Origin of the sequence: Micromonospora sp. NPDC048935 (assembly GCF_043197875.1) — a bacterium.
GTDB lineage: Bacteria > Actinomycetota > Actinomycetes > Mycobacteriales > Micromonosporaceae > Micromonospora.
Genome location: NZ_JBICTZ010000010.1, coordinates 242,269 through 261,426 on the forward strand (window position 1 = coordinate 242,269; position 19,158 = coordinate 261,426).

20 protein-coding genes are annotated in these 19,158 nt (G+C 70.0%); 10 read left to right on the forward strand and 10 right to left on the reverse strand.

The window, feature by feature from the left end:
• The first annotated feature begins 16 nt into the window (after positions 1-16).
• Positions 17-571: a DUF5872 domain-containing protein gene (locus ACGFIW_RS25830; RefSeq protein ID WP_393320631.1), complete on the forward strand. Its 555-nt coding sequence runs from the start codon at positions 17-19 to the stop codon at positions 569-571.
• On the opposite strand, the gene ACGFIW_RS25835 is transcribed toward ACGFIW_RS25830, so the two are convergent.
• On the reverse strand, positions 555-1,445 hold the full coding sequence (locus tag ACGFIW_RS25835) for a LysR substrate-binding domain-containing protein (RefSeq protein ID WP_393320634.1): 891 nt from the start codon (positions 1,443-1,445) through the stop codon (positions 555-557). The genes ACGFIW_RS25830 and ACGFIW_RS25835 overlap by 17 nt on opposite strands.
• 70 nt (positions 1,446-1,515) lie before the next feature.
• On the opposite strand from ACGFIW_RS25835, the gene ACGFIW_RS25840 reads away from it, so the two are divergent.
• Together ACGFIW_RS25840 and ACGFIW_RS25845 are read left to right on the forward strand one after the other, a co-directional pair.
• Positions 1,516-1,995, forward strand: a complete 480-nt coding sequence (locus ACGFIW_RS25840) for a GNAT family N-acetyltransferase (protein WP_393320637.1) — start codon at positions 1,516-1,518, stop codon at positions 1,993-1,995.
• Positions 1,996-2,146: 151 nt separating this feature from the next.
• A complete protein-coding gene (locus tag ACGFIW_RS25845) occupies positions 2,147-2,671 on the forward strand; it encodes a PepSY domain-containing protein (RefSeq protein WP_393320640.1) in 525 nt (174 codons plus the stop codon).
• A gap of 84 nt (positions 2,672-2,755) precedes the next feature.
• Here ACGFIW_RS25845 and ACGFIW_RS25850 read toward each other — a convergent pair whose 3' ends face one another.
• Genes ACGFIW_RS25850 through ACGFIW_RS25860 form a run of 3 tightly spaced genes read right to left on the reverse strand, consistent with a single transcriptional unit; the run spans position 2,756 to position 5,534 of the window.
• A complete protein-coding gene (locus ACGFIW_RS25850) occupies positions 2,756-4,666 on the reverse strand; it encodes an ABC transporter ATP-binding protein (protein ID WP_393320643.1) in 1,911 nt (636 codons plus the stop codon).
• The gene (locus tag ACGFIW_RS25855; protein ID WP_393320646.1) at positions 4,663-4,917 is read right to left on the reverse strand and encodes a hypothetical protein; all 255 of its coding nucleotides are present in this window, start codon (positions 4,915-4,917) and stop codon (positions 4,663-4,665) included. The genes ACGFIW_RS25850 and ACGFIW_RS25855 overlap by 4 nt, the downstream gene beginning before the upstream one ends.
• A gap of 32 nt (positions 4,918-4,949) precedes the next feature.
• A complete protein-coding gene (locus ACGFIW_RS25860) occupies positions 4,950-5,534 on the reverse strand; it encodes a nitroreductase/quinone reductase family protein (RefSeq protein WP_393320649.1) in 585 nt (194 codons plus the stop codon).
• 145 nt (positions 5,535-5,679) lie between these two features.
• On the opposite strand from ACGFIW_RS25860, the gene ACGFIW_RS25865 reads away from it, so the two are divergent.
• Positions 5,680-6,150, forward strand: a complete 471-nt coding sequence (locus ACGFIW_RS25865) for a cold-shock protein (RefSeq protein WP_393320652.1) — start codon at positions 5,680-5,682, stop codon at positions 6,148-6,150.
• A 97-nt stretch (positions 6,151-6,247) separates the two neighbouring features.
• On the opposite strand, the gene ACGFIW_RS25870 is transcribed toward ACGFIW_RS25865, so the two are convergent.
• The 3 genes from ACGFIW_RS25870 to ACGFIW_RS25880 form a co-directional block, all read right to left on the reverse strand.
• Positions 6,248-6,994 carry an MBL fold metallo-hydrolase gene (locus ACGFIW_RS25870; RefSeq protein WP_393320655.1) on the reverse strand — a complete coding sequence of 249 codons (747 nt, stop codon included), beginning with the start codon at positions 6,992-6,994 and terminating at the stop codon, positions 6,248-6,250.
• An 88-nt stretch (positions 6,995-7,082) separates the two neighbouring features.
• On the reverse strand, positions 7,083-8,294 hold the full coding sequence (locus ACGFIW_RS25875) for a chitosanase (protein WP_393320658.1): 1,212 nt from the start codon (positions 8,292-8,294) through the stop codon (positions 7,083-7,085).
• A 127-nt stretch (positions 8,295-8,421) separates the two neighbouring features.
• On the reverse strand, positions 8,422-9,336 hold the full coding sequence (locus ACGFIW_RS25880) for a LysR family transcriptional regulator (RefSeq protein WP_393320660.1): 915 nt from the start codon (positions 9,334-9,336) through the stop codon (positions 8,422-8,424).
• A 71-nt stretch (positions 9,337-9,407) separates the two neighbouring features.
• On the opposite strand from ACGFIW_RS25880, the gene ACGFIW_RS25885 reads away from it, so the two are divergent.
• Entirely contained in the window at positions 9,408-10,286 is an 879-nt protein-coding gene (locus ACGFIW_RS25885) for a dihydrodipicolinate synthase family protein (protein ID WP_393320663.1), read from the forward strand.
• Positions 10,287-10,318: 32 nt separating this feature from the next.
• On the opposite strand, the gene ACGFIW_RS25890 is transcribed toward ACGFIW_RS25885, so the two are convergent.
• Entirely contained in the window at positions 10,319-11,944 is a 1,626-nt protein-coding gene (locus ACGFIW_RS25890) for a glycoside hydrolase family 43 protein (protein WP_393320665.1), read from the reverse strand.
• Between the two features lie 248 nt (positions 11,945-12,192).
• Here ACGFIW_RS25890 and ACGFIW_RS25895 point away from each other — a divergent pair, with 248 nt between their 5' ends.
• Genes ACGFIW_RS25895 through ACGFIW_RS25910 form a run of 4 tightly spaced genes read left to right on the forward strand, consistent with a single transcriptional unit; the run spans position 12,193 to position 16,462 of the window.
• Positions 12,193-13,488: an extracellular solute-binding protein gene (locus tag ACGFIW_RS25895; RefSeq protein WP_393320668.1), complete on the forward strand. Its 1,296-nt coding sequence runs from the start codon at positions 12,193-12,195 to the stop codon at positions 13,486-13,488.
• A 52-nt stretch (positions 13,489-13,540) separates the two neighbouring features.
• A complete protein-coding gene (locus ACGFIW_RS25900; protein ID WP_393320671.1) occupies positions 13,541-14,539 on the forward strand; it encodes a carbohydrate ABC transporter permease in 999 nt (332 codons plus the stop codon).
• Positions 14,536-15,372, forward strand: a complete 837-nt coding sequence (locus ACGFIW_RS25905; RefSeq protein WP_393320674.1) for a carbohydrate ABC transporter permease — start codon at positions 14,536-14,538, stop codon at positions 15,370-15,372. The genes ACGFIW_RS25900 and ACGFIW_RS25905 overlap by 4 nt, the downstream gene beginning before the upstream one ends.
• Before the next feature lie 52 nt (positions 15,373-15,424).
• Positions 15,425-16,462, forward strand: a complete 1,038-nt coding sequence (locus ACGFIW_RS25910; protein WP_393320677.1) for a LacI family DNA-binding transcriptional regulator — start codon at positions 15,425-15,427, stop codon at positions 16,460-16,462.
• A 400-nt stretch (positions 16,463-16,862) separates the two neighbouring features.
• On the opposite strand, the gene ACGFIW_RS25915 is transcribed toward ACGFIW_RS25910, so the two are convergent.
• Positions 16,863-18,218 (reverse strand): PHB depolymerase family esterase, encoded by a 1,356-nt coding sequence (locus tag ACGFIW_RS25915; protein WP_393320680.1) that lies wholly within the window; start codon positions 18,216-18,218, stop codon positions 16,863-16,865.
• Positions 18,219-18,619: 401 nt separating this feature from the next.
• On the opposite strand from ACGFIW_RS25915, the gene ACGFIW_RS25920 reads away from it, so the two are divergent.
• On the forward strand, positions 18,620-18,769 hold the full coding sequence (locus tag ACGFIW_RS25920; RefSeq protein ID WP_393320683.1) for a hypothetical protein: 150 nt from the start codon (positions 18,620-18,622) through the stop codon (positions 18,767-18,769).
• Positions 18,770-18,864: 95 nt separating this feature from the next.
• Here ACGFIW_RS25920 and ACGFIW_RS25925 read toward each other — a convergent pair whose 3' ends face one another.
• Entirely contained in the window at positions 18,865-19,098 is a 234-nt protein-coding gene (locus ACGFIW_RS25925) for a hypothetical protein (protein ID WP_393320686.1), read from the reverse strand.
• Positions 19,099-19,158 lie beyond the last annotated feature (60 nt).

The following is a 19,158-nucleotide window of genomic DNA, read 5'->3' on the forward strand; positions in this document are numbered from 1 at the left end:
CGGGTAGCTGCCAGCTATGGCGCGGTATACGAAACCCGAGCTCAGAGAGCAGATCAAGGAAGAGATCAAGGCTTCCGACAAGGGCGGCCGGCCGGGGCAGTGGTCGGCGCGCAAGTCCCAGCTTGTCACTCAGGAGTACAAGAAGCGCGGCGGGGGATTCCTGGGCGAAAAGGACGAGCGGCAGAAGTCGCTCCAGCGCTGGGGCAACGAGAAGTGGCAGACGAAGGAGGGCGACACCCGCGCCCGCAAGGGCGACACGACGAGTCGTTACCTGCCCAAGAAGGCGTGGGACGAGATGTCGGACAGCCAGAAGCGCGCGACCGACACCAAGAAGCGCGAGGCGTCCCGATCCGGCAGGCAGTACGTCGCCAACACCGGGCCGGCGAAACGGGCACGGCGAGACGCCACCACCGCCGGGCGGATGTCGGAGATGCCGGTCGCCGAGGCCGCCAAGCTGGTCCGTGGGCTCGACACGCGGCAACTCCGCACCGCGTTGCGCAACGAGCACGCCGGCAAGGACCGCAAGACGCTCGTCCAACGGCTGGAAGCCGAACTCAACCGGCGCGGCTAGCCAGACCTGCGGCCTCGAACCCCGTCGCGGTGATCCGGTCGTCGTCCCGGCGGCGCAGGATCTGCACCTCGGTGGTGGCCCCGGTGCCGGTCAACGGCAGCACTCCCACCGAGGCGGGCACCACGGCGGAGACGCTCGCCGGGGCGATCGTCACCCCGAGGCCGGCCGCGACCAGGTGCGCCACAGTGGCCCAACTGGTGGCGTCCTGGACGATGTTGGGTGTGTAGCCGGCTTCCAGGCACGGCCGGAGATTGCGCTGGTAGGCCCGCTCGCCGGCCACCCGGGGGAAGAAGACGAACGGGTCGTCGCGCAGCACCGCGGCGTCGATCGCGAGGTCTCCCGCGTGCGGGTGATCGGCCGGCAGGACGGCGACGAAGGACTCGGTGGCGAGCGGGGTGCCGACCAGGTCGTCGTGGTCGTCCGGGTCCCGCACCACGCCGAGATCGACCTCGCCGTTCCGCAACCGGTCGACGATGTCCGCCGTGTACGCCTCGTGCAGGCGTAGGTGCACGGCCGGATAGCGCTCCCGGAATCGACGGATCGGTCCGGCCAGCCCGAGCTGGATCGCCGAACTGACGAAACCGATGTCGAAGCGCCCCTGCTCCCCGCGCCCGATCCGACCCGCCTCGTGCACGTCGTCGGCCACGGTGGCCAGCACCCGCCGGCACCGGTCCAGATACGCCTCACCCGCGGGCGTCAGCGCCACCGACCGGGAGGTGCGCACGAACAGCGGCGTGCCGATCATCGCCTCAAGCTGGCGGATCTGCTGCGACAGCGGGGGCTGGGCCATCCGCAGCCGCACCGCGGCCCGGCCGAAGTGGAGCTCCTCGGCGACCGCGACGAAGTAGCGCAGGTGGCGCAACTCGGGTTCCATACCTCAAGAATACGGATGACCCCGAACAGGATATTGGACGTTCGAATGGCGGTGGCCGGAGAATCCCACCATGAAGCCGAGCACGCTGACCATCACGTCCATGACGACCGCCGCCGAGGCCGAGGCCTTCCGGACGCTGAACGAAGAATGGATCGCCCACTTCTTCACCATCGAGGAGTCGGACCGCAAGACGCTCAACGACCCGTTCGCCGCCATCGTCGACCCGGGTGGCGACGTGCTGATCGTCCGTGACGGCGGGGAGATCATCGGCTGTGTCGCCCTGGTCCGCAGCTCGGACGACGTCTTCGAGCTGTCGAAGATGACTGTGCTCCCGACGGTGCGCGGTCGGGGCATCGGCCGCCAGCTCATCGAGGCGGCGATCACGCGCGCCCGCGAGCTCGGCGCGACCACCCTGTTCCTGGGCAGCAACACCAGGCTCGCGAACGCGGTGCACCTCTACGAGACCACCGGTTTCCAGCACGTGAGTCCGAATCAGATCCCACTGCCGCCGTACGCCCGCGCCGACGTCTTCATGCAGATGGCGCTCTGACCGGATCGGGCCGACTGCCCGGCCGCGGCGTCGACGCCACCACCGGCTTAACCCGGCCTTAGCGTTCGGACAGCGCGCCGCTATCCCCGTTCAGCGGATCCTCGAAGTCGACAACCCAGGAGTTGACATCCGAGGAAAGGTGGACACCACGATGAAGCGCACCAACCTGCTTCTGGCGACGGTCGGCGGGTCGGCGGTGCTGGCGGTGGCCGGGGTCGCACTCGGCGTCGACGCAGCGAACGACAGGCGCACCAGCGGCACGGCACTCGCCGCGGCCACCGTCGCACCGACGGCCACGGACGCGCCGGGGGGCAGCGCCGCTCCCGCGACAAGCAGCGGTACGCCGTCCACCGGCACCGGATCGGGTACGCCGTCGAGCGGTACGCCGTCCACCGGCACCGCTCCGGCGGGCAGCGCGGTCGACGAGAAGCGCGCCGGCGAGATCGCCCTCGCCAAGGCCGGTGGCGGTCAGATCGTCGAGGTCGAGGCCGAGCAGGAGGACGGCCGGCCGGTGTGGAGCGTCGAGATCGTCGCGGGCGACACCGAGCACGAGGTGGACGTCGACCGGGACAACGGCTCGGTGGTCAAGGCCGAGCAGGAACCGGTCGACGCCGACAACGACGCCGACGACAACGACAACGACGCCGACGATGACGACGACAACGACAACGACTGATCGTCCGCTGCCGCCGCCCGTCTCGGGGATCCCCCCGGGCGGGCGGCGGCCCGCGTCGTGCGGCAGGCGCCCGGTGTGGCGGCCTCAGATGGCGACGCGCTGCTCCTGGACTGTCGGCTGTTCCTGGACCGTCGACTGCTCCTGGTCGAACTGGGTGCGGTACAACTCCTGATACCTTCCACCGGCGGCGAGCAGGTCACCGTGTCGCCCACGCTCGACGATCCGGCCGTCTTCGACGACGAGGATCTGGTCTGCCGCACGGATGGTGGAGAGCCGGTGCGCGATGACCACACTCGTCCGGCCGGTCAGGGCTTCGGCGAGAGCCTCCTGGACCGCGGCCTCGGAGGTGGAGTCGAGGTGCGCGGTGGCCTCGTCAAGGATGACCACACGCGGACGGGCCAGCAGCAGCCGCGCGATGGTGAGCCGTTGCCGTTCCCCGCCCGACAGCCGGTACCCGCGTTCACCGACGACGGTGTCGAGCCCGTCGGGAAGGGAGCGGATCAGGTCGTCCAGGCGGGCCCGCCGGAGCACCTCCCACATCTCGTCCTCCGTGGCGTCCGGCTGGGCGAACGCCAGGTTGGCGCGGATGCTCTCGTGGAAGAGATGCCCGTCCTGGGTGACCACGCCCAGCGCCGTCCGGATCGACTCGGCCGACAGTTCGCGTACGTCGACGTCGGCGAGCGTCACCGCGCCGTCCTCGACGTCGTACAGGCGGGGGACGAGTTGCGCGATCGTCGACTTGCCCGCCCCGGAGGAGCCGACGAGGGCGACCATCTGCCCCGCCTCGGCGCGGAACGACACCCCGTGCAGCACCTCCTCGCCGCCGCGGGCATCGAGTTTCACCACGTCCTCCAGGGACGCGAGCGACACCTTGTCCGCCGAGGGGTAGCCGAACCGCACCCTGTCGAACTCCACCGCGACCGGCCCGTCGGGAAGCGGGCGCGCGTCGGGCCGGTCGACGATCAGCGGCTTGAGGTCGAGGATCTCGAACACCCGCTCGAAGCTCACCAGGGCGCTCATCACCTCCACCCGAGCACTGGCCAGCGAGGTCAACGGCGCGTAGAGGCGCGACAGCAGCAGCGCGAGGGCGACCACGGTCCCGGCGTCGAGGCTGCCCCGCAGGGCGTAGAGACCACCCAGCCCGTAGACCAGGGCCAGCGCCAGCGAGCCGACGACGGTGAGCGCGGTGATGAAGACCCACTGGAGCATGGCGGCCCGGATGCCGATGTCGCGCACTCGGCGCGCCCGCGCCGCGAACTCGGCCGACTCCTCGGCCGGCCGCCCGTACAGCTTGACCAGGGTCGCGCCGGGCGCGGAGAAACGTTCGGTCATCCGTGTGCTCATGGCCGCGTTGTGCTCGGCCGCCTCACGCTGCAACTGGGCGAGCTTCGCACCCATCCGACGCGCCGGGAGGACGAAGATGGGTAGCAGCACGAGCACCAGCACGGTGATCTGCCACGAGAAACTGAGCATCACCGCCAGCGTCAGCGCCAGGGTGACAGCGTTGCCGACAACCCCGGACAGGGTGTCGCTGAAGGCCCGCTGCGCGCCGATCACGTCGTTGTTCAGGCGGCTGACCAGCGCACCGGTGCGCGTCCGGGTGAAGAACGCCACCGGCATGCGTTGGACGTGGTCGAAGACGGCCGTCCGCAGTTGGACGATGAGCCCCTCACCGATGCTGGCGGACAGGAACCGCGTCACCAGACCCAGGCCGGCTTCGGCCAGGGCGATCACGGCGATCAGCACCGCCAACCGGATCACGACGCCGCTGTCGGCGCCGTCGACGATCGCCTCGACCACCCGCCCGGCGAGGACGGGTGCCGCCACCGTGAGGATTGCCGTCACCACAGCCAACAGCAGGAACCTGATGATCAGGGCCCGGTGCGGCCGTGCGAACCCCGCGATGCGCTTCAGGGTGACGCGGGACAGCGGTCGTTCCTTCTGCGCGTTCATCGCGTGGTGCATCGACCTCCACGCGGTAAATTCCATACTCATGCCCTACCTCCGATACCGGAGGTTAGGACCTCACCCGAGCTTGAGGTCAAGTGACTTCCGGCGGCGAGACGTTGCTCCACGCGGTGCGCGGCGTCGAGAGCAGCGATCAGCTCATGCTCGGCGAGGGCCCGGGCGGCGTCGTCGACGCAGCCGGCGACCGCGTCGTCCGCCTGCGCCAACTCCTCGACCATGACCACAAACTGGAACAGGCGTACGACAGTTTTCCCGTCACGGTCGATCGCTTGACGCATTGGCCGAGCGGCGGTGGGGGAGCGGGACCCCGTCAGGCGTCGGGCTGCCGGTGGCCGGCAACGCCCTCGGCACCGGAGCGGGGCTCGAGAACCACCACGGCGGTTTCGGACGGACGCAGCGCCGCGAAGGCGTCCAGCTTCGTGTCGATCTCGCGCCAGCGGGCCCACAGGCGTGCCCGTTCGTCGCCGGTGGCGGCGCGCCCACGGATCTGCCGCTGCCCGTCCACCAGGTCGACTGTCGCGTCCGGATGTGCCTGTAGGTTGAGCCACCAGGCGGGCTCACCCTCGCCCCAGCCGTTCATCGCCAACGTGAACAGGTTCGGCCCATCCTCCAGATACGCGACGATGACACCGCGCTCCTGGCCGGTGCGGCGACCCGTGGTGGTCAGCCGTAACGTTCCCCAACGGTCCGGGCGGGGCCGCCAGAGCCCGACTCGGCCGCGGAAGACCCGATAGAGACCCCGGTGCAGGGACCAGGCCGTCCGGATGAACCAGCGCGGCGGAAGTTTCGGCTTCTCCGCTCGACCCTCGATCGACACGACGACCTCCCACACCTGCCCGGCGATGGTGCGAACAGGATGCCAGCCACGGTGTCGGGCACACCAGTGGCCGTCCATACATCCGGCACCTCCGATCGGGTCACGATTGCCTGCCCGGGGCGGGTGTGAGCAGTTCTGCCGGTGCCGGTTGCGCCGATTGCCGGTGGACCGGCCGCCGTCCCCCCATCGGGCGGTGGAATCCGCTACCGTTGGCGGGCAATGTGTGGACAGTGTTGTTGAGTTGGTGGAGTGGGTGGTGTCTGTGTGGGCGGCAGGTAAGGTCATCAGGTTCGACGAGACGCGTGGCTACGGCTTCATCGCGCCGTCGAAGGGCGGGGAGGACATCTTCGTCCACGCCAACGATTTCGGTGAGCTGCGGCATCTCGTGCATCCCGGCATGCGTGTCGAGTACGAGGTGGAGGCCGGGGACCGTGGTCTGAAGGTGGCGTCCCTGCGGGTCGTCGATCCGGTCGCGGTCCCCCGTCCGGAACGGGTTCCGGACGCCACGCCGACGCGTACCGGCCAGACCGGTGACGACGACGGGATGTGCGACGTCCTGTCACCGCGCGAGTTCACCTACGAGGTGACCGAGATGCTGATCGAGCGGGTGCCGACGCTGACCGCGGCCCAGGTCTCCTCGATCCGGCAGGCTCTGGTCGACCACGCCCGGTCGCACGGCTGGGTCGAGAGCTGAATTCGCTGGTCGCCGCGCCGGAGCGCGCCGCGGAGTAGGGTTCACCGGCGCGGGTCACCGCGCCGGTGAACGCCCCCGGGCCGGTCCGCGACTCGCCCTAGGCGCTCCTGCGCAGGTACGCCTCGGCCAACTGGCGAAGGCGTGTCCGGTCGAAGCTGGACCCGTGGCCGGGATGCACGACGGACACGTCGAGGTCGGCGAGGAACTCCATGCTTCGTCGGTAGGCGGCCACGTCGGAGTTCGGCAGGTCGTCGATCAGATAGCCCTCGTAGACGACGTCGCCGGAATACAGGGCCCCGCTGACCTCGTCCAGCAGTGCGATGCTGCCCGGTGTGTGGCCGGGAAGGTGCAGCACGGTCAGTGTCCGCCCGCCCAGGTCGACGCGGTCGCCATCGTCGAGCAGGCGGTGCAGGGTGATGGGTTCGACGCGGTAGGTGGCCGGGTCGTAGTCGGGACCGGGCAACTTGTCGATCATCAGCTCCGGGACGGCTTGTCCCGCCGCGTCGATGCCGAGTTTGTCGTAGAGTTCCGCGCCGTACAGGCTCGCCGGTACGCCCGCCGCCAGGAGCCCCGCCTCGGCGGGATGGGCGGCCCGGTCCGTGAACTCGGCTGCGCCACCGACATGATCCAGGTGCGCGTGGGTGAGCAGGACCATCGGAGCACGCTCGAACATGGCCGGGATCGCCTCCCGCAGGGCGACGACACCGAGCCCGGCGTCGACCACGATGTCCCGGTCGTCGCCGCGCAGCCACCAGAGGTTCGCCGACAGGAGTTCGTTGACGTGCGGCTCCGAGATCCGGCTGACGTCGGTCTCCACTTCGGTCCGCGTGAACCAGTCAGTCATGGCGGTCAGTGTGTCAGCGCACGGCGACGGCGGCGGGCCCGGACAACGATGTGTGCCCGGCACCCGCCACCGCCCCGGTGCCGGCTGGCTAGCCGATGCGGAACTGTTCGCCGTAGACGGCGAACACCAGCGGCGTGTTCAGGGTGAAGTTGCCGTTGTTGAGGAACACCCGCTGGGCGGTGTCGACGCGGGACGTGTCCGAGTGGGCCTCCTCCTTCTTCATCTCGATGACCCGCTCGTCGAGGAACGCGTTGAGCCAGGTCCGCTCGTCGCCGCCCTGCGCCGGGGGCTTCGCGCGGGCGAGGGCGCGGTTGCGGATCTGGCGCATGCCCTCGTACCCGTGCATGACCGCCGCGTCGTAGTAGGCGAACTGACCGAGTGCCCGCACCTGGTCGTTCTTGCCGTCGCGTACCGACGGGTTGAAGTAGACCCGGTCCCGCTCGGCCTCCTGCGCGGCGCGGAACACGGTGTCGGTGGCCGCGGCCCGCCAGTCGCGGGGGAAGTTGGGGTCCAGGCCCGCGTGCGAGGAGGTGCCGTTGACGGCGCGCAGCGCCGGCAGGTAGCCGGCCAGCACGTTGCCCGGCTTGGTGCGCGTGTACGCCTCGACCAGTTCGAGCATGTCACCGGTGCCGGAGCAGAAGCCGATGATGCCGGCGGTGTAGCCGCGACCGTCGCCGATGTCCTCGATGTAGGAGAACTGCGCGCGCCAGTCGAGCGAGGAGTTCTCCGCGGCCGAGACGAGTTGCATGGCGACGTCCTTCTTCGCCGGGTCGTCGAGGTTGGTGCCGGCCGGGACGGTGGCGGTCGGCGTCGGGCTGGGTGTGCCCCCGCCGGGCAGCGTCCACCGCTGGTTGGTGGTGCCCCCGCAGGTCCAGATCTGCAACCGGGCGCCGTTGGCGGTGCTCCGGTCGGTCACGTCGAGGCACTTGCCCGATGCGGTGTTGACCAGGGCGCCGTTGCTGGCCGTCCACTTCTGCGCGCCGGTGTTGTTGCAGTCGTAGAGCTGCACCTTGGCGCCGTTGGCGGTCGACGCGGCGGTGACGTCCAGGCACTTGCCGAGCGCGCGGATCGAGGTGTCGGTGTTGCCGACCGTCCACGTCTGGGCCGCGCTGCCGTTGCAGTCGTAGAGCTGGATCGGCGTGCCGTTCGCCGTATCGGCCCCGGCGACGTCGACGCACTTGCCGCCGAGGCCGGTGATCGGGCCGGCGGTCGCGGCGCTGGCCGACGGCAGGCCGTAGCCGATCGCCGCGACGCCGGTCAGCAGTGTGCCCATGACGTAGGCGGCTGTTCTCTTGCGCACCATGGTGTTCCTCGGGGAAGGGGCGGCGTGCCGCCGGCCGGTCGGTGCCCGGCGCGGCGATCGGCCCCGGCGGGCACCGCGAGCATCAGGAAACATTATTAACAAATAGCGGTACGTCGATCAACCGTCAATCGCGAAAGACGGGGGATCGACCGAGGAAGGCGGAGGTGGCGCTGCGGAGCGCGGCGACGCACGCGACCACCGCCGGGTGGCCGCCCGCACCCCGGCGGTAGGCGACGCGGGTGCGCCGGCGCATGGCCAGCGGCAGGAGCCGGACCTGCGGCGAGGGCTGCGTGACGGCGAGCTGTGGAATGAGGGCGACGCCCTGACCGGCGGCGACAAGCGCGAGCATGGCGGCGAAGTCGTCGGCGTGGTGCCGCACCGCCGGAGCGAAGCCCGCCATCCGGCAGGCGTGCAGGGCCACCGAGTGGCAGAGCGTGCCGGGGCTGCCGACGATCCACTGCGCGTCGCGTGCCGCACTGATCGGGTCGGGGCGGGCGTACTCGGCGTTGCCGGGCACGGCGAGGAAGACGGTCTCCTCCAGCAGCGCGATCGAGTCCAGTGCCGGATCGGGTGGGACCGGCGCGATGTCGTAGTCATGCAGCAGCGCGACGTCGAGGCGTCGGTTCCGCAGGGCGGTCGGCATGCCGACCGGGTCCAGCTCGGTGATCATCAGGTCGAGCGCGGGATGGTCGCGGGCCAGGCTGACCAGGGCCGCGGGGAGCAGGGTGCGGACGGCGCTGGGAAAGGCGCCGATACGTACGCTTGCGCGCACCCCGGTTCGGGCGGCCGCCAGGGTCGCGTCGGCGGCCTCCAGCGCGGCGAGGATGACCTCGGTGTGCCGCACGAGCGCGTCGGCGGTCGACGTGAGACCAACCCGCCGGCCGGTGCGCTCCAGCAACCGGGTGCCCGCCTCCCGCTGGAGGACGGCCAGTTGCTGCGAGACGGCAGACGGCGTGTAGGAGTGTGCCTGGGCGACCGCGGCGATGGTGCCGAGGCGGGCCAGATCCCGCAGCAGGATCAGGCGACGAACATCAAGCATCAGCTCAGCTTACGTATTGGTTGAGCAATCGGAACTGGACCTTCCTGTTCGCTCGGCCGAGAGTGGGAGGCATGACTCTGACCGGCCTGTACGTCCCGCTGATCACGCCGTTCGACCCGGCGGGACGCGTCGCCATCGACGCGCTGACGACCCTCGCGACCGATGCCCTGGACGCCGGCGCGGCCGGCGTGGTCGCTCTCGGCACCACGGGGGAGCCGGCCGCCCTCAGCGACGACGAGCGCGGCTCGGTGCTCGACGCCCTGTCCGCGATATGCCGTGCGCGCCGCGCGCACCTGCTCGTCGGCGCCAACAGCGTCGAGGCGTTGCGCGCCCTGTCCGAACGGCCCGAGGTGACAGCGGCGCTCAGCCTGGTGCCCCCGTTCCTGCGGCCGGGCGGCGCGGGAGTGCTCGCCCACTTCGCCCACCTCGCCCAGGCCAGCCCGGTGCCGCTTGTCGTCTACCACGTCCCGTACCGCACGGGGCAGCAACTCAGCCCGGACGACCTTCGGCAGCTCGCCGACCTGCCCGGCGTCATCGGCATCAAGTACGCCACCGGGGGGATCGACGGCGACACCGTCGACTTCCTCGCCGACATCCGGCCCGGCTTCGCCGTGCTCGGTGGCGAGGACCCGCTCATCTCGCCGCTGCTCGCCCTCGGCGCGCACGGTGCCATCGCGGCCTCGGCCCAGGTCGCCGCCGCGGACTTCGTCCGGTTGGTCACGCACTGGCACGCGGGTGACGTCGTCCGTGCGCGGGCGCTCGGCCATCAGCTCGCGGGCCTGTCCGCGGCGCTGTTCGCCGAACCCAACCCGACAGTGATCAAGTCGGTCCTCCACGCGCAGGGCCGCATCCCGACGGCCGCCGTACGGCTGCCGCTGCTGCCCGCCGGGCCGGACGCCGCGCGGCGGGCACTCCGGCACCTGGACGAGCTGACGAGCGCGCCGAGGTGACCGGACGGCACCCGCCGGGCGGCGTCCGCATGTCAGTGCTCCCGGTAGGTGGCCCGGTCGAAGTCCGCGTACACGCCGTCGCCGCCCAGATCCTGCACCCACAGGCCGACGAACGCCCCGGTGAAGCCCCACGCCGCCGGCTCCCCGTCGATGATCAGCGCCGCGTGCTCGTCGGACAGGATCGTCGCGTCCAGGTCCACCGGCAGCCGCTGCCAACCCGCGCCGAGGTCGTACTCGAAGCGCACCACCGGCCCGTCGAACACCACCCGCAGACCCACCGGCGCGACCCCGCTGGCATCGACGGTCAGCTCGGGGTACGGGGTACGCCGCCCGTTGTCGGAGCTGAGCAGCTCCAGTACCGTCCGCCCGTCGTCGGCGCGGGTCAGGTAGAGGTGATGCCAGTTGAGGGTGTTGTAGTACGCGGTGATCCCGGCGAGCTGACGGTGGTCGACCGGGTCGAACTCCACCACCGTCTCCAGGGAGCAGTGCGTCGCCTCGACGCGTCGCGCGACCAGGCTGGGGGCCTGCCGACCGACAGGTGACTGCCCGCCGTGCACGCGCAGGTGCGACGGCCGGGACCGCAGGTCGATCCAGTCGTCGGTGGCCGGCCGGCGCAGCGTCGACCAGCACAGACCCAGCTCGGGGGCGTCGAAGTGGTCGGTGTCCGGCTCCGCCGGCCACGGGTGCGGGGGCAGGTCCGGTGCGACGACCTCGTCCGCCGGCACCCCTCCGGAGATGCGGGGCCAGCCGTCCGACGGCCACTCGACCCGCTGGATCGCGGTCTCCCGGCCCAGCACGCAACTGCCCAGCGGGGAGTAGGGGCGAGCCACCAGGTGGGCCAAATACCACTCGCCGCCCTGGGTGCGCACCAGGCTGCCGTGCCCGGCCTTCTGCAACCGCAGGTCGGGTCGGCCGAGGGAGCTGAGCAGCGGGCCGTCCGGGTCGACCTCGTACGGCCCGAACAGCTCCCGGGACCGCGCAACGGTGACCTGGTGCTCCCAGCTGGTGCCGCCCTCGGCGGTGATGAGCCAGTACCAACCGTCGTGGCGGTACAGGTGCGGCCCCTCGGTGAGCCCGGCCGGCGAGCCGGTGAACAGGATGCGGGGGCTGCCGACCAGCCGACGCGCGGCCCGGTCGTACTGTTGGATCTCGATGCCGCCGAAGCGGTCCCGGCCGGGTCGCCAGTCGGCGCTCATGCTCAGCAGCCAGGTGGTGCCGTCGTCGTCGTGGAACAGGGCGGCGTCGAAACCGCGCCCGTGCAGCTTCACCGGATCTGACCAGGGGCCGGCGATGTCCTCGGCGGTGACCAGGAAGTTCTGTGGATCCCAGTAGCCGCTGGCGAAGCTGGCCACGTCGCTGTAGACGAGGTGGAACTGACCGTCGTGGTACGTCAGGTCGGGCGCCCACACGCCGTTGGAGTCGCCGCAGCCGCGCAGGTCGAGCAGGCGGCGGTCGGTGATGATCCCGCCCAGCGTGCGCCAGTTCACGAGATCACGCGAATGGTGCACACGCACACCCGGATACCACTCGAAGGTCGAGGTGGCCAGGTAGTAGTCGTCATCGACGCGCAGGATCGACGGATCCGGATGGAAGCCGGCGAGGACGGGATTGCGGATCGACCGGGCAGCGGTCACCACGTCAGCGATGTCGGTCGACACGAGAACTCCTCTGGGGGACTGTCTGGAACTTCCGGAAACTTGCGGTCCAGGATCACTGGAAGTCCTGACTACGCTAGCCGGTCTTTTCGCAATAGGACAGAGGTCTTGACCGTCGCGGCAACAGCTCGTAGCGTGCCGGCCATCGACCGGTAATACCGGCGAAGCATTGAAAGTTCCGGAGATCCATGTTCCTCCTGCCGGCTCGACCGGCGTCCGAGCACCCCCGTGAGTCCCCGAAGGGATGGATCATGACAGCGCACCTTTCCCGCCGAACGCTGCTCGGCCTTGCCGGTGCCGGCGCCGGCGCATACCTGTTGAGCGCCTGTAGCGGTGACGACAAGTCCAGCGACCCGAACGCGCCCCAGACCATCAACTGGTGGCACATCCAGAACACCGAGCCGATGCTCCCGGTCTGGGCGGCGCTGGCCAACGAGTACAAGACCGCGCACTCGAACGTCACCATCGACATCCAGCCCCTGGAGAACGAGGCGTTCAAGGCCAAGCTCACCACCGCCACCCAGGCGGGCGACCCGCCGGACCTCTTCCAGTCCTGGGGCGGTGGCGTGCTCAAGCAGCAGGTCGACGCGGGCCTGGTCAAGGACCTCACCGACGACGTGAAGGACCTGGTCGCCGGCATCCTGCCGGCCGCCATGGGGCCGTACACGATCGACGGCAAGATTTACGGCATCCCGTTCGACATCGGCATGGTCGGGTTCTGGTACAACAAGGATCTCTTCACCCGCGCCGGCATCACCGAGTCGCCGGCCACCTGGACCGCCCTGCTCGACGCGGTCCGCAAGCTCAAGGCCGCCGGCATCACCCCGGTCGCCCTCGCTGGCAAGGACAAGTGGCCGGCCCACTTCTACTGGTCCTACCTCGCCATGCGCATCGGTGGTGTCGACGCGCTGCAGAAGGCCGTGGACAGCAAGAACTTCGACACCCCCGACCTGGTCGCCGCGGGTGAGCGGCTGAAGGAACTCGTCGACCTGCAACCCTTCCAGAAGGGCTTCCTCGGCGCGGAGTTCGGCTCGCCCGACGGGCAGGCCGCCACCATGGGCAACGGCAACGCCGGCATGGAGCTGATGGGGCAGTGGGCGCCGGCGGTGCAGGCGTCCAGCTCCACCAGCAAGAAGGGCCTCGGCGACAAGCTCGGCTTCTTCCCGTTCCCCGCCGTGGAGGGCGGAAAGGGCGCCGCGACCGAGGTCTTCGGCGGCGGCAACGGTTTCGCCATCGGCAAGGACGCCCCCGCGTCCACCGTCGACTTCCTGAAGTTCCTGCTCAGCGTCGACAACCAGAAAAAGTCCGCGCAGACCGGCGCGGTACTGCCCACGGTGAAGGACGCCACCTCGGCGATCAGCGACCCCAACAACAAGGTCGTCGCGGAGACCCTGGCCAAGAACACCGGCTTCCAGCTCTACCTCGACCAGGCGTACGCGCCCGCACTCGGGCAGCAGATCAACGACAGCGTCGCGGAGATCATCGCCGGCAAGAAGTCCCCGGCGGCGATCGTCAAGGACATCACGCAGGTGGCAAAGACCGTCTGATCGTGACCCGTCATCCATCCGTAGCCGGCCGTAGAACCCGAGTGGAGCAGGCATGACCAGGCCATCGACCGTGTCGGACACGAGGCGCGGCGACTCGGCGACCGATCCGCCGGCACCGGGGCCGGGCACCGCGCGCAAGCGTGGCCGCCAGCCCCGGCCGGGCCGGGGCGGCGTCCTCGCCGTGTTCCTGGCGCCTGCCCTGGCGCTGTTCGTGCTCCTCGTCCTCGCCCCCATCGTGGTGGCCGGCTACGCCAGCCTCTACAAGTGGAACGGCTTCGGGCTGCCCGAGAACTTCATCGGGCTGGACAACTACACCCGCGCCTTCAGCGACCCGACCTTCCGCGGCGACCTGTGGCGCGGCCTCGTGCTGGTGGTGCTGTCCCTGGTCGTGCAGCTGCCGGCCGCGCTGGCCCTGGCCATGCTGCTCAACCAGCCACTGCGCGGGCGGGCCGTCTACCGGCTGATCTTCTTCGCCCCGTACGTGCTCTCCGAGGTCACCACGGCCGTCCTGTTCACCCTGGTCTTCTCACCGAACCGAGGGTTGGGCGAGGGCGTCGCCAAGTGGCTGGGCGCCGACGCGGGCACCGTCTTCGCCGACCCGGACACCGTGCTGTACGCCGTCTTCCTCGTGGTGTCCTGGAAGTACTTCGGCCTCTACATGATGCTCTTCCTGGCCGCCCGGCAGGGCATCCCGAAGGAACTCTCCGAGGCCGCGGTCACCGACGGCGCCAGCGCCTGGCAGGCCTTCCGGCATGTCACCCTGCCCCTGCTCGGCCCGACGATCCGGATCAGCATCTTCCTGTCCGTCATCGGCACCGTCCAGTTGTTCGACATGGTCTGGGTGCTCACCGGTGGTGGGCCGATCCACTCCTCGGAAACCCTGGCCGTGACGATGTACCAGTTCGGCTTCAAACGTTTCGAGGTCGGCTACGCGAGCGCCATCAGCATCGTGATGTTCCTGCTGAGCCTCGTCTTCGCCCTGTTCTACCAACGCATCGTGCTGCGTCGCGACACCGCCGGCGCGGTCACCACCCAGGGAGGCCAGCGATGACCGCCACGACGAGTCGCGCCCAGCGGACCCGCAGCGTCGTGCTGCACCTCGTCTGCATCGCCGTCGGCGCGCTTATCGTCGTGCCGGTGTACTTCGGCGTGCTCGGCGGTTTCAAGGACAACGGCCAGCTCTCCAGCAACCCGCTGGGCTGGCCCGATCCCTGGGTGTGGAACTACGTCGAGATCCTCAGTGAGAGCGTGTTCTGGCGGCAGCTCGGCAACAGTGTGCTGATCGCCGTCAGCAGCACCGTCATCGTCGTCGGCGCGGCGGCGATGGCCGCGTTCGTCTTCGCACGCTACGCGTTCCGGGGCCGCGAGTTCCTGGTGACCCTCTTCGCGATCGGTCTGATGTTCCCGTTCGCGGTGGCCATCCTGCCGCTGTTCGTCCTGCTGCGCGCCATGGGTCTGCTGGACAACCCACTCGGCGTCATCCTGCCCCAGGCCGCCTTCGGGCTGCCGATCACCATCATCATCCTGCGCCAGTTCTTCCGCACCATCCCGGCCGAGGTGGAGGAGGCCGCCGTCCTGGACGGTTGCAGCTCCTTCGGGTTCTTCTGGCGGGTCCTGCTGCCGATGGCCCGTCCCGCCCTGGCCACCGTCTCGGTGCTGGCGATCGTCACCAGCTGGAACAACTTCATGCTGCCGCTCGTCGTCTTCAGCGACCAGAGCTGGTGGACGCTCCCCGTCGGGGTCCAGGCATTCCAGGGCCAGTACGCCGACGACACCGCACGGGTGCTCGCCTACGTCGTGCTGTCCATGATCCCGGCCCTCGGCTTCTACGCCGTGGCCGAACGACAGCTCATCGGCGGCCTCACCGGCAGCGTCAAGGGATGACACCGCACCACCGCGAGCAGACCTGAAGCCTCAGGCAGACGAAGGAGCGACCGTGGGCGCGGAGACCGGCCGAAACGTCACCATCGCGATGATCGCGCGACTGGCCGGTGTCTCCGTGCCCACGGTCTCCCGGGTCATCAACGGACGCTCCGACGTCGCCCCGGACACCCGGGAACGGGTCGAGGCGCTACTCAACCGACACGGCTACCGCCGCCGGACACCGGCCCGGCGCACCGACGCCGCGCTTATCGACCTGGTCTTCAACGACCTGGACAGCCCGTGGGCCGTGGAGATCATCCGTGGGGTGGAGGACGTCGGCCAGACCAGCGGCGTCGGCACCGTCGTCTCGGCCATCCACTGGCGCATCTCCTCGGCCAAGCAGTGGCTCGACAACATGCGCACCCGCTCGACCGAGGGCGTCATCTTCGTGACCTCGATGGTGAACCCGCCGTTGCAGGCCGAACTGCGCCGACTGCACCTGCCGGTGGTCATCATCGACCCCGCCGGCGTCGACCCGCAGGAGTCACCCACCATCGGCGCCACCAACTGGGCGGGCAGCCTGAGCGCCAACCAGTACCTCATCAGCCTCGGGCACCGCCGCATCGGCTTCATCGCCGGCCCACCGCACCTGATGTGCAGCCGGGCCCGGATGGACGGCTACCGGGCCGCGCTCGGCGCCGCCGACATCCCCCTCGACGACAGCCTCATCCGCCCCGGCAACTTCTACCACGAGGCCGGCTTCAGCGCGGGCACCCAGCTCCTGGCCCTACCCGACCCGCCCACCGCTATCTTCGCCTCCAGCGACCAGATGGCACTCGGCGTCTACGAGGCGGTCCGCAAACGTGGCCTGCGGGTGCCCGACGACATCAGCGTGGTCGGCTTCGACGACCTGCCGGAGGTCCGCTGGTGCTCTCCGCCGCTGACCACCGTGCGTCAACCACTCGCCGAGATGGGCATGCTGGCCGCACGGACCGTGTTGCGCCTCGCCGGTGGGGAGAGGACCGAGAGCCCTCGCGTCGAGCTCGCCACCGAACTCATCGTCCGCGACAGTGCCGCACCACCGAGGCGGCCGGCGACCTCGGGCTCGTGACGCCTCGCTCAGCCGACCCGCAGGGCATCGTCGTCCGTCGTCCGTCGTCCGTCGTCCGTCGTCCGCCGTCTGCCGTCTGCCGTCTGCCGGCGGGCGGCGGCCGAGGTGCGCCGGGTCCCGAGATCCAGCGCGGTCTTCAGGAAGGCACCGTTCTCACGGTCAGCGCTCGACCGTGCGGTTTCGGCAGCGCAAGCGCATTGGACTGGCTTTCGTCGAACGCCGACCTGACCCGGCGACCGCATGCCGGCGTGATCGACTCGGGTGCACGGAAATCGCGGTGTCCAGGTGCAGGGGACACCCCGAGACCATGAAAGCCGAGTCGATCACGCCGGTCTGTGCCGATCAGGCGCGCCCCGAGCCGGGACACGCGTGACGCAAGCCGACCGCTACCGGTGCGGACTCAGCTCCGGGTCCACCGCTGGCTGCTCGCACCGTTGCAGGTCGCGAGAACGACCGGGGTGCTGTTGGCGGTGCCGGCGGCGTTCGGCGCGAGGCACAGGCCGGACTGCACGCCGGTGATTGTGCCGTCGCTGTTGACGTTCCACTGCTGGTTGGTGCCGCCGGTGCAGTCCCAGATGATGGCCCGGGTGCCCGCCGTGGTGCCCTGGCGCTCGGCGTCCAGGCACTTCGTGCCGTACACCTGGAGTTGTTTGGCGGCGGTCGGCGTCCACTGCTGGTTGGTGCCGCCGTTGCAGTCCCACAAGGCGACCTGGGTGCCGTTGGTCTGCGACCGCGACGGGACGTCCAGGCAACGACCGGCGTTGGCGTTGCGCAGCGGCCCGGCCGTGCCGCTCGGTGGCGGGGTGGTCGGGTTCGGCGGCGGCGTGGTGGGGCTCGTGGTGTCGAAGCCGAGGAACCGGATGGCCTGCGCGGCGTCGAACGGGATGGAGTGGCCGTACCCCTGGAAACTGATGGCCTCGACGGGCGCCGTGCCACCGCTGCCCCCGTAGCGGGTACGGGTGGCGCTGGCCTGCGGGGAGTCGGTGTAGCTGGGGGTCTGGGACACGCCCTGGACGTTGGTCCACTGCTTGATCTGCTCGCCGAAGTTGACGTAGCTCAGCGTGGTGTCCGTGGTGCCGTGCCAGATCTGGACCCGGGGACGTTTGCCGGTGTAGCCGGGGTAGGCGTTGCGCACCAGATCACCCCACTGCTGGGGGGTCCGGACGATGCGCCCGCCGGAGCACTCGCTGTTCCACTCGGCGCCGTTGGTGGTGGCGAAGCAGCCGAACGGAACCCCGGACGAGCTGAACCCGGCACTGAACAGGTCCGGGTAGAGGCCGACCATGACGTTCGTCATCATGGCCCCGGAGGAGAAACCACCCACGGCGATCCGGTTCGAATCGACCGGGTAGCGGCCCCGAACGTAGTCGACCATGGACTTGAGGCCGATCGGGTCACTGCCGCCGTCGCGCCGCAGCGCCTGTGGGGAGGAGACATCCCAACACTTGCTGCTGCGGCTCACCGATGGGTAGATCACGATGAAGCCGTAGCGGTCGGCGAGGGTGCTGAGCCCGAACCCGGAGTGCACGGCCGGGCCACTGCCGGTGCAGTAGTGCAACGCGAGCAGGAGGGCCGGCTGGGCCGCGACCCGGTCCGGCACGTACAGGTGCATCTGGAGGTTCGTCGGGTTGGTGCCGAAGTTCGTCACCTGGGTGAGCGTCGCGGCCGACGCCGGGGTGGCGGCCGTGACCACGGCCGTCATCGTCGCCAGGGCCGTCGCGAGCGCGGCGGCCAGCAGTGCGATCCTTGATCTCATCGGCGCTTCCTCTTGTACGGGGTCGGGGAACTCGGCTTGTACGGGGTCGGGGAACTCGGCGGCGGCACGAGGTGCGGACGCGCGTCGTCCGCCGCGCGTCGGCGGCCACTGTCGAGTCCTGATGCGACGCCCGGATGCCCGGCCGGACGCCTGTGACGCCGAGGCCGACCAGCGAGGGCTCTCCCGCGAGCCGCGAACGCCGTTCGCCTCGACATCGACTGTGAGCGATAACATGCCGTTCGTCAAGTTGTAACGTATGACGTCAGTCGATTGGTCGCAGGCTGTTTTTCGGTGGGGCGGGAGTGCCACAATGGCAGTGGTGCTCAGGCGGCTGACCGCTCGGGCCCGGGGGAGGGCCTTCCGCAGGAAGCGGACGGTGGGCACGAACCCGGAGGCCGTTCATGGATCTTGTGCCGCACGCTGACGCCATCTCCAGCCTGGTCGATCTGCTGGGTGCCGCACTCCAACTGACCGCCGCGGTCGTCACCCTGTTGGCCGCCGGCACGGTGCGTCGACGCCGCGGTAACCGGGGCGACGACGAGGACGCGTAGCGCGTCTGGAGATCCCCGATCCGGCCGTGACACCCTTGTGCGTCGATGACAGGCCGCCCGCGGGGCCGATGTCGTCCGGTGGCGCTTGCCGGTCGTCAGTCGTCGGCCCCGTCCGACGGTCGCACCACGGTCAGGTCGGGCTCGCCGCCGATCGGTTCGAGGGCGTGCACGATCCGTAGACTGCCGTCGGCCGCGGCGTCCTCGTCCGTGAGCACCAGACCACTGCTGCCATCGGTGCGGACCAGCCGCCACCTGTCGGGGTGGAGACTGCCGTCGTCGACCACCGCCCGGACCCGGAACGCGCGGGCCAGGGTAACGGCCAGCTCCACTGCCGCGCAGACTCGGCAAGGTCGACTCGCCTTTCCGGAAGTCGCGGTGTCGGCGGCCCT

Coding starts and splice junctions, on each gene's coding strand:
- ACGFIW_RS25830 (WP_393320631.1), top strand. CDS start 17: ATGGCGCGGTATACGAAACCCGAGCTCAGAGAGCAGATCAAGGAAGAG.
- ACGFIW_RS25835 (WP_393320634.1), bottom strand. CDS start 1,445: ATGGAACCCGAGTTGCGCCACCTGCGCTACTTCGTCGCGGTCGCCGAG.
- ACGFIW_RS25840 (WP_393320637.1), top strand. CDS start 1,516: ATGAAGCCGAGCACGCTGACCATCACGTCCATGACGACCGCCGCCGAG.
- ACGFIW_RS25845 (WP_393320640.1), top strand. CDS start 2,147: ATGAAGCGCACCAACCTGCTTCTGGCGACGGTCGGCGGGTCGGCGGTG.
- ACGFIW_RS25850 (WP_393320643.1), bottom strand. CDS start 4,666: ATGAGTATGGAATTTACCGCGTGGAGGTCGATGCACCACGCGATGAAC.
- ACGFIW_RS25855 (WP_393320646.1), bottom strand. CDS start 4,917: ATGCGTCAAGCGATCGACCGTGACGGGAAAACTGTCGTACGCCTGTTC.
- ACGFIW_RS25860 (WP_393320649.1), bottom strand. CDS start 5,534: ATGGACGGCCACTGGTGTGCCCGACACCGTGGCTGGCATCCTGTTCGC.
- ACGFIW_RS25870 (WP_393320655.1), bottom strand. CDS start 6,994: ATGACTGACTGGTTCACGCGGACCGAAGTGGAGACCGACGTCAGCCGG.
- ACGFIW_RS25880 (WP_393320660.1), bottom strand. CDS start 9,336: ATGCTTGATGTTCGTCGCCTGATCCTGCTGCGGGATCTGGCCCGCCTC.
- ACGFIW_RS25885 (WP_393320663.1), top strand. CDS start 9,408: ATGACTCTGACCGGCCTGTACGTCCCGCTGATCACGCCGTTCGACCCG.
- ACGFIW_RS25895 (WP_393320668.1), top strand. CDS start 12,193: ATGACAGCGCACCTTTCCCGCCGAACGCTGCTCGGCCTTGCCGGTGCC.
- ACGFIW_RS25900 (WP_393320671.1), top strand. CDS start 13,541: ATGACCAGGCCATCGACCGTGTCGGACACGAGGCGCGGCGACTCGGCG.
- ACGFIW_RS25905 (WP_393320674.1), top strand. CDS start 14,536: ATGACCGCCACGACGAGTCGCGCCCAGCGGACCCGCAGCGTCGTGCTG.
- ACGFIW_RS25915 (WP_393320680.1), bottom strand. CDS start 18,218: ATGAGATCAAGGATCGCACTGCTGGCCGCCGCGCTCGCGACGGCCCTG.
- ACGFIW_RS25920 (WP_393320683.1), top strand. CDS start 18,620: ATGGATCTTGTGCCGCACGCTGACGCCATCTCCAGCCTGGTCGATCTG.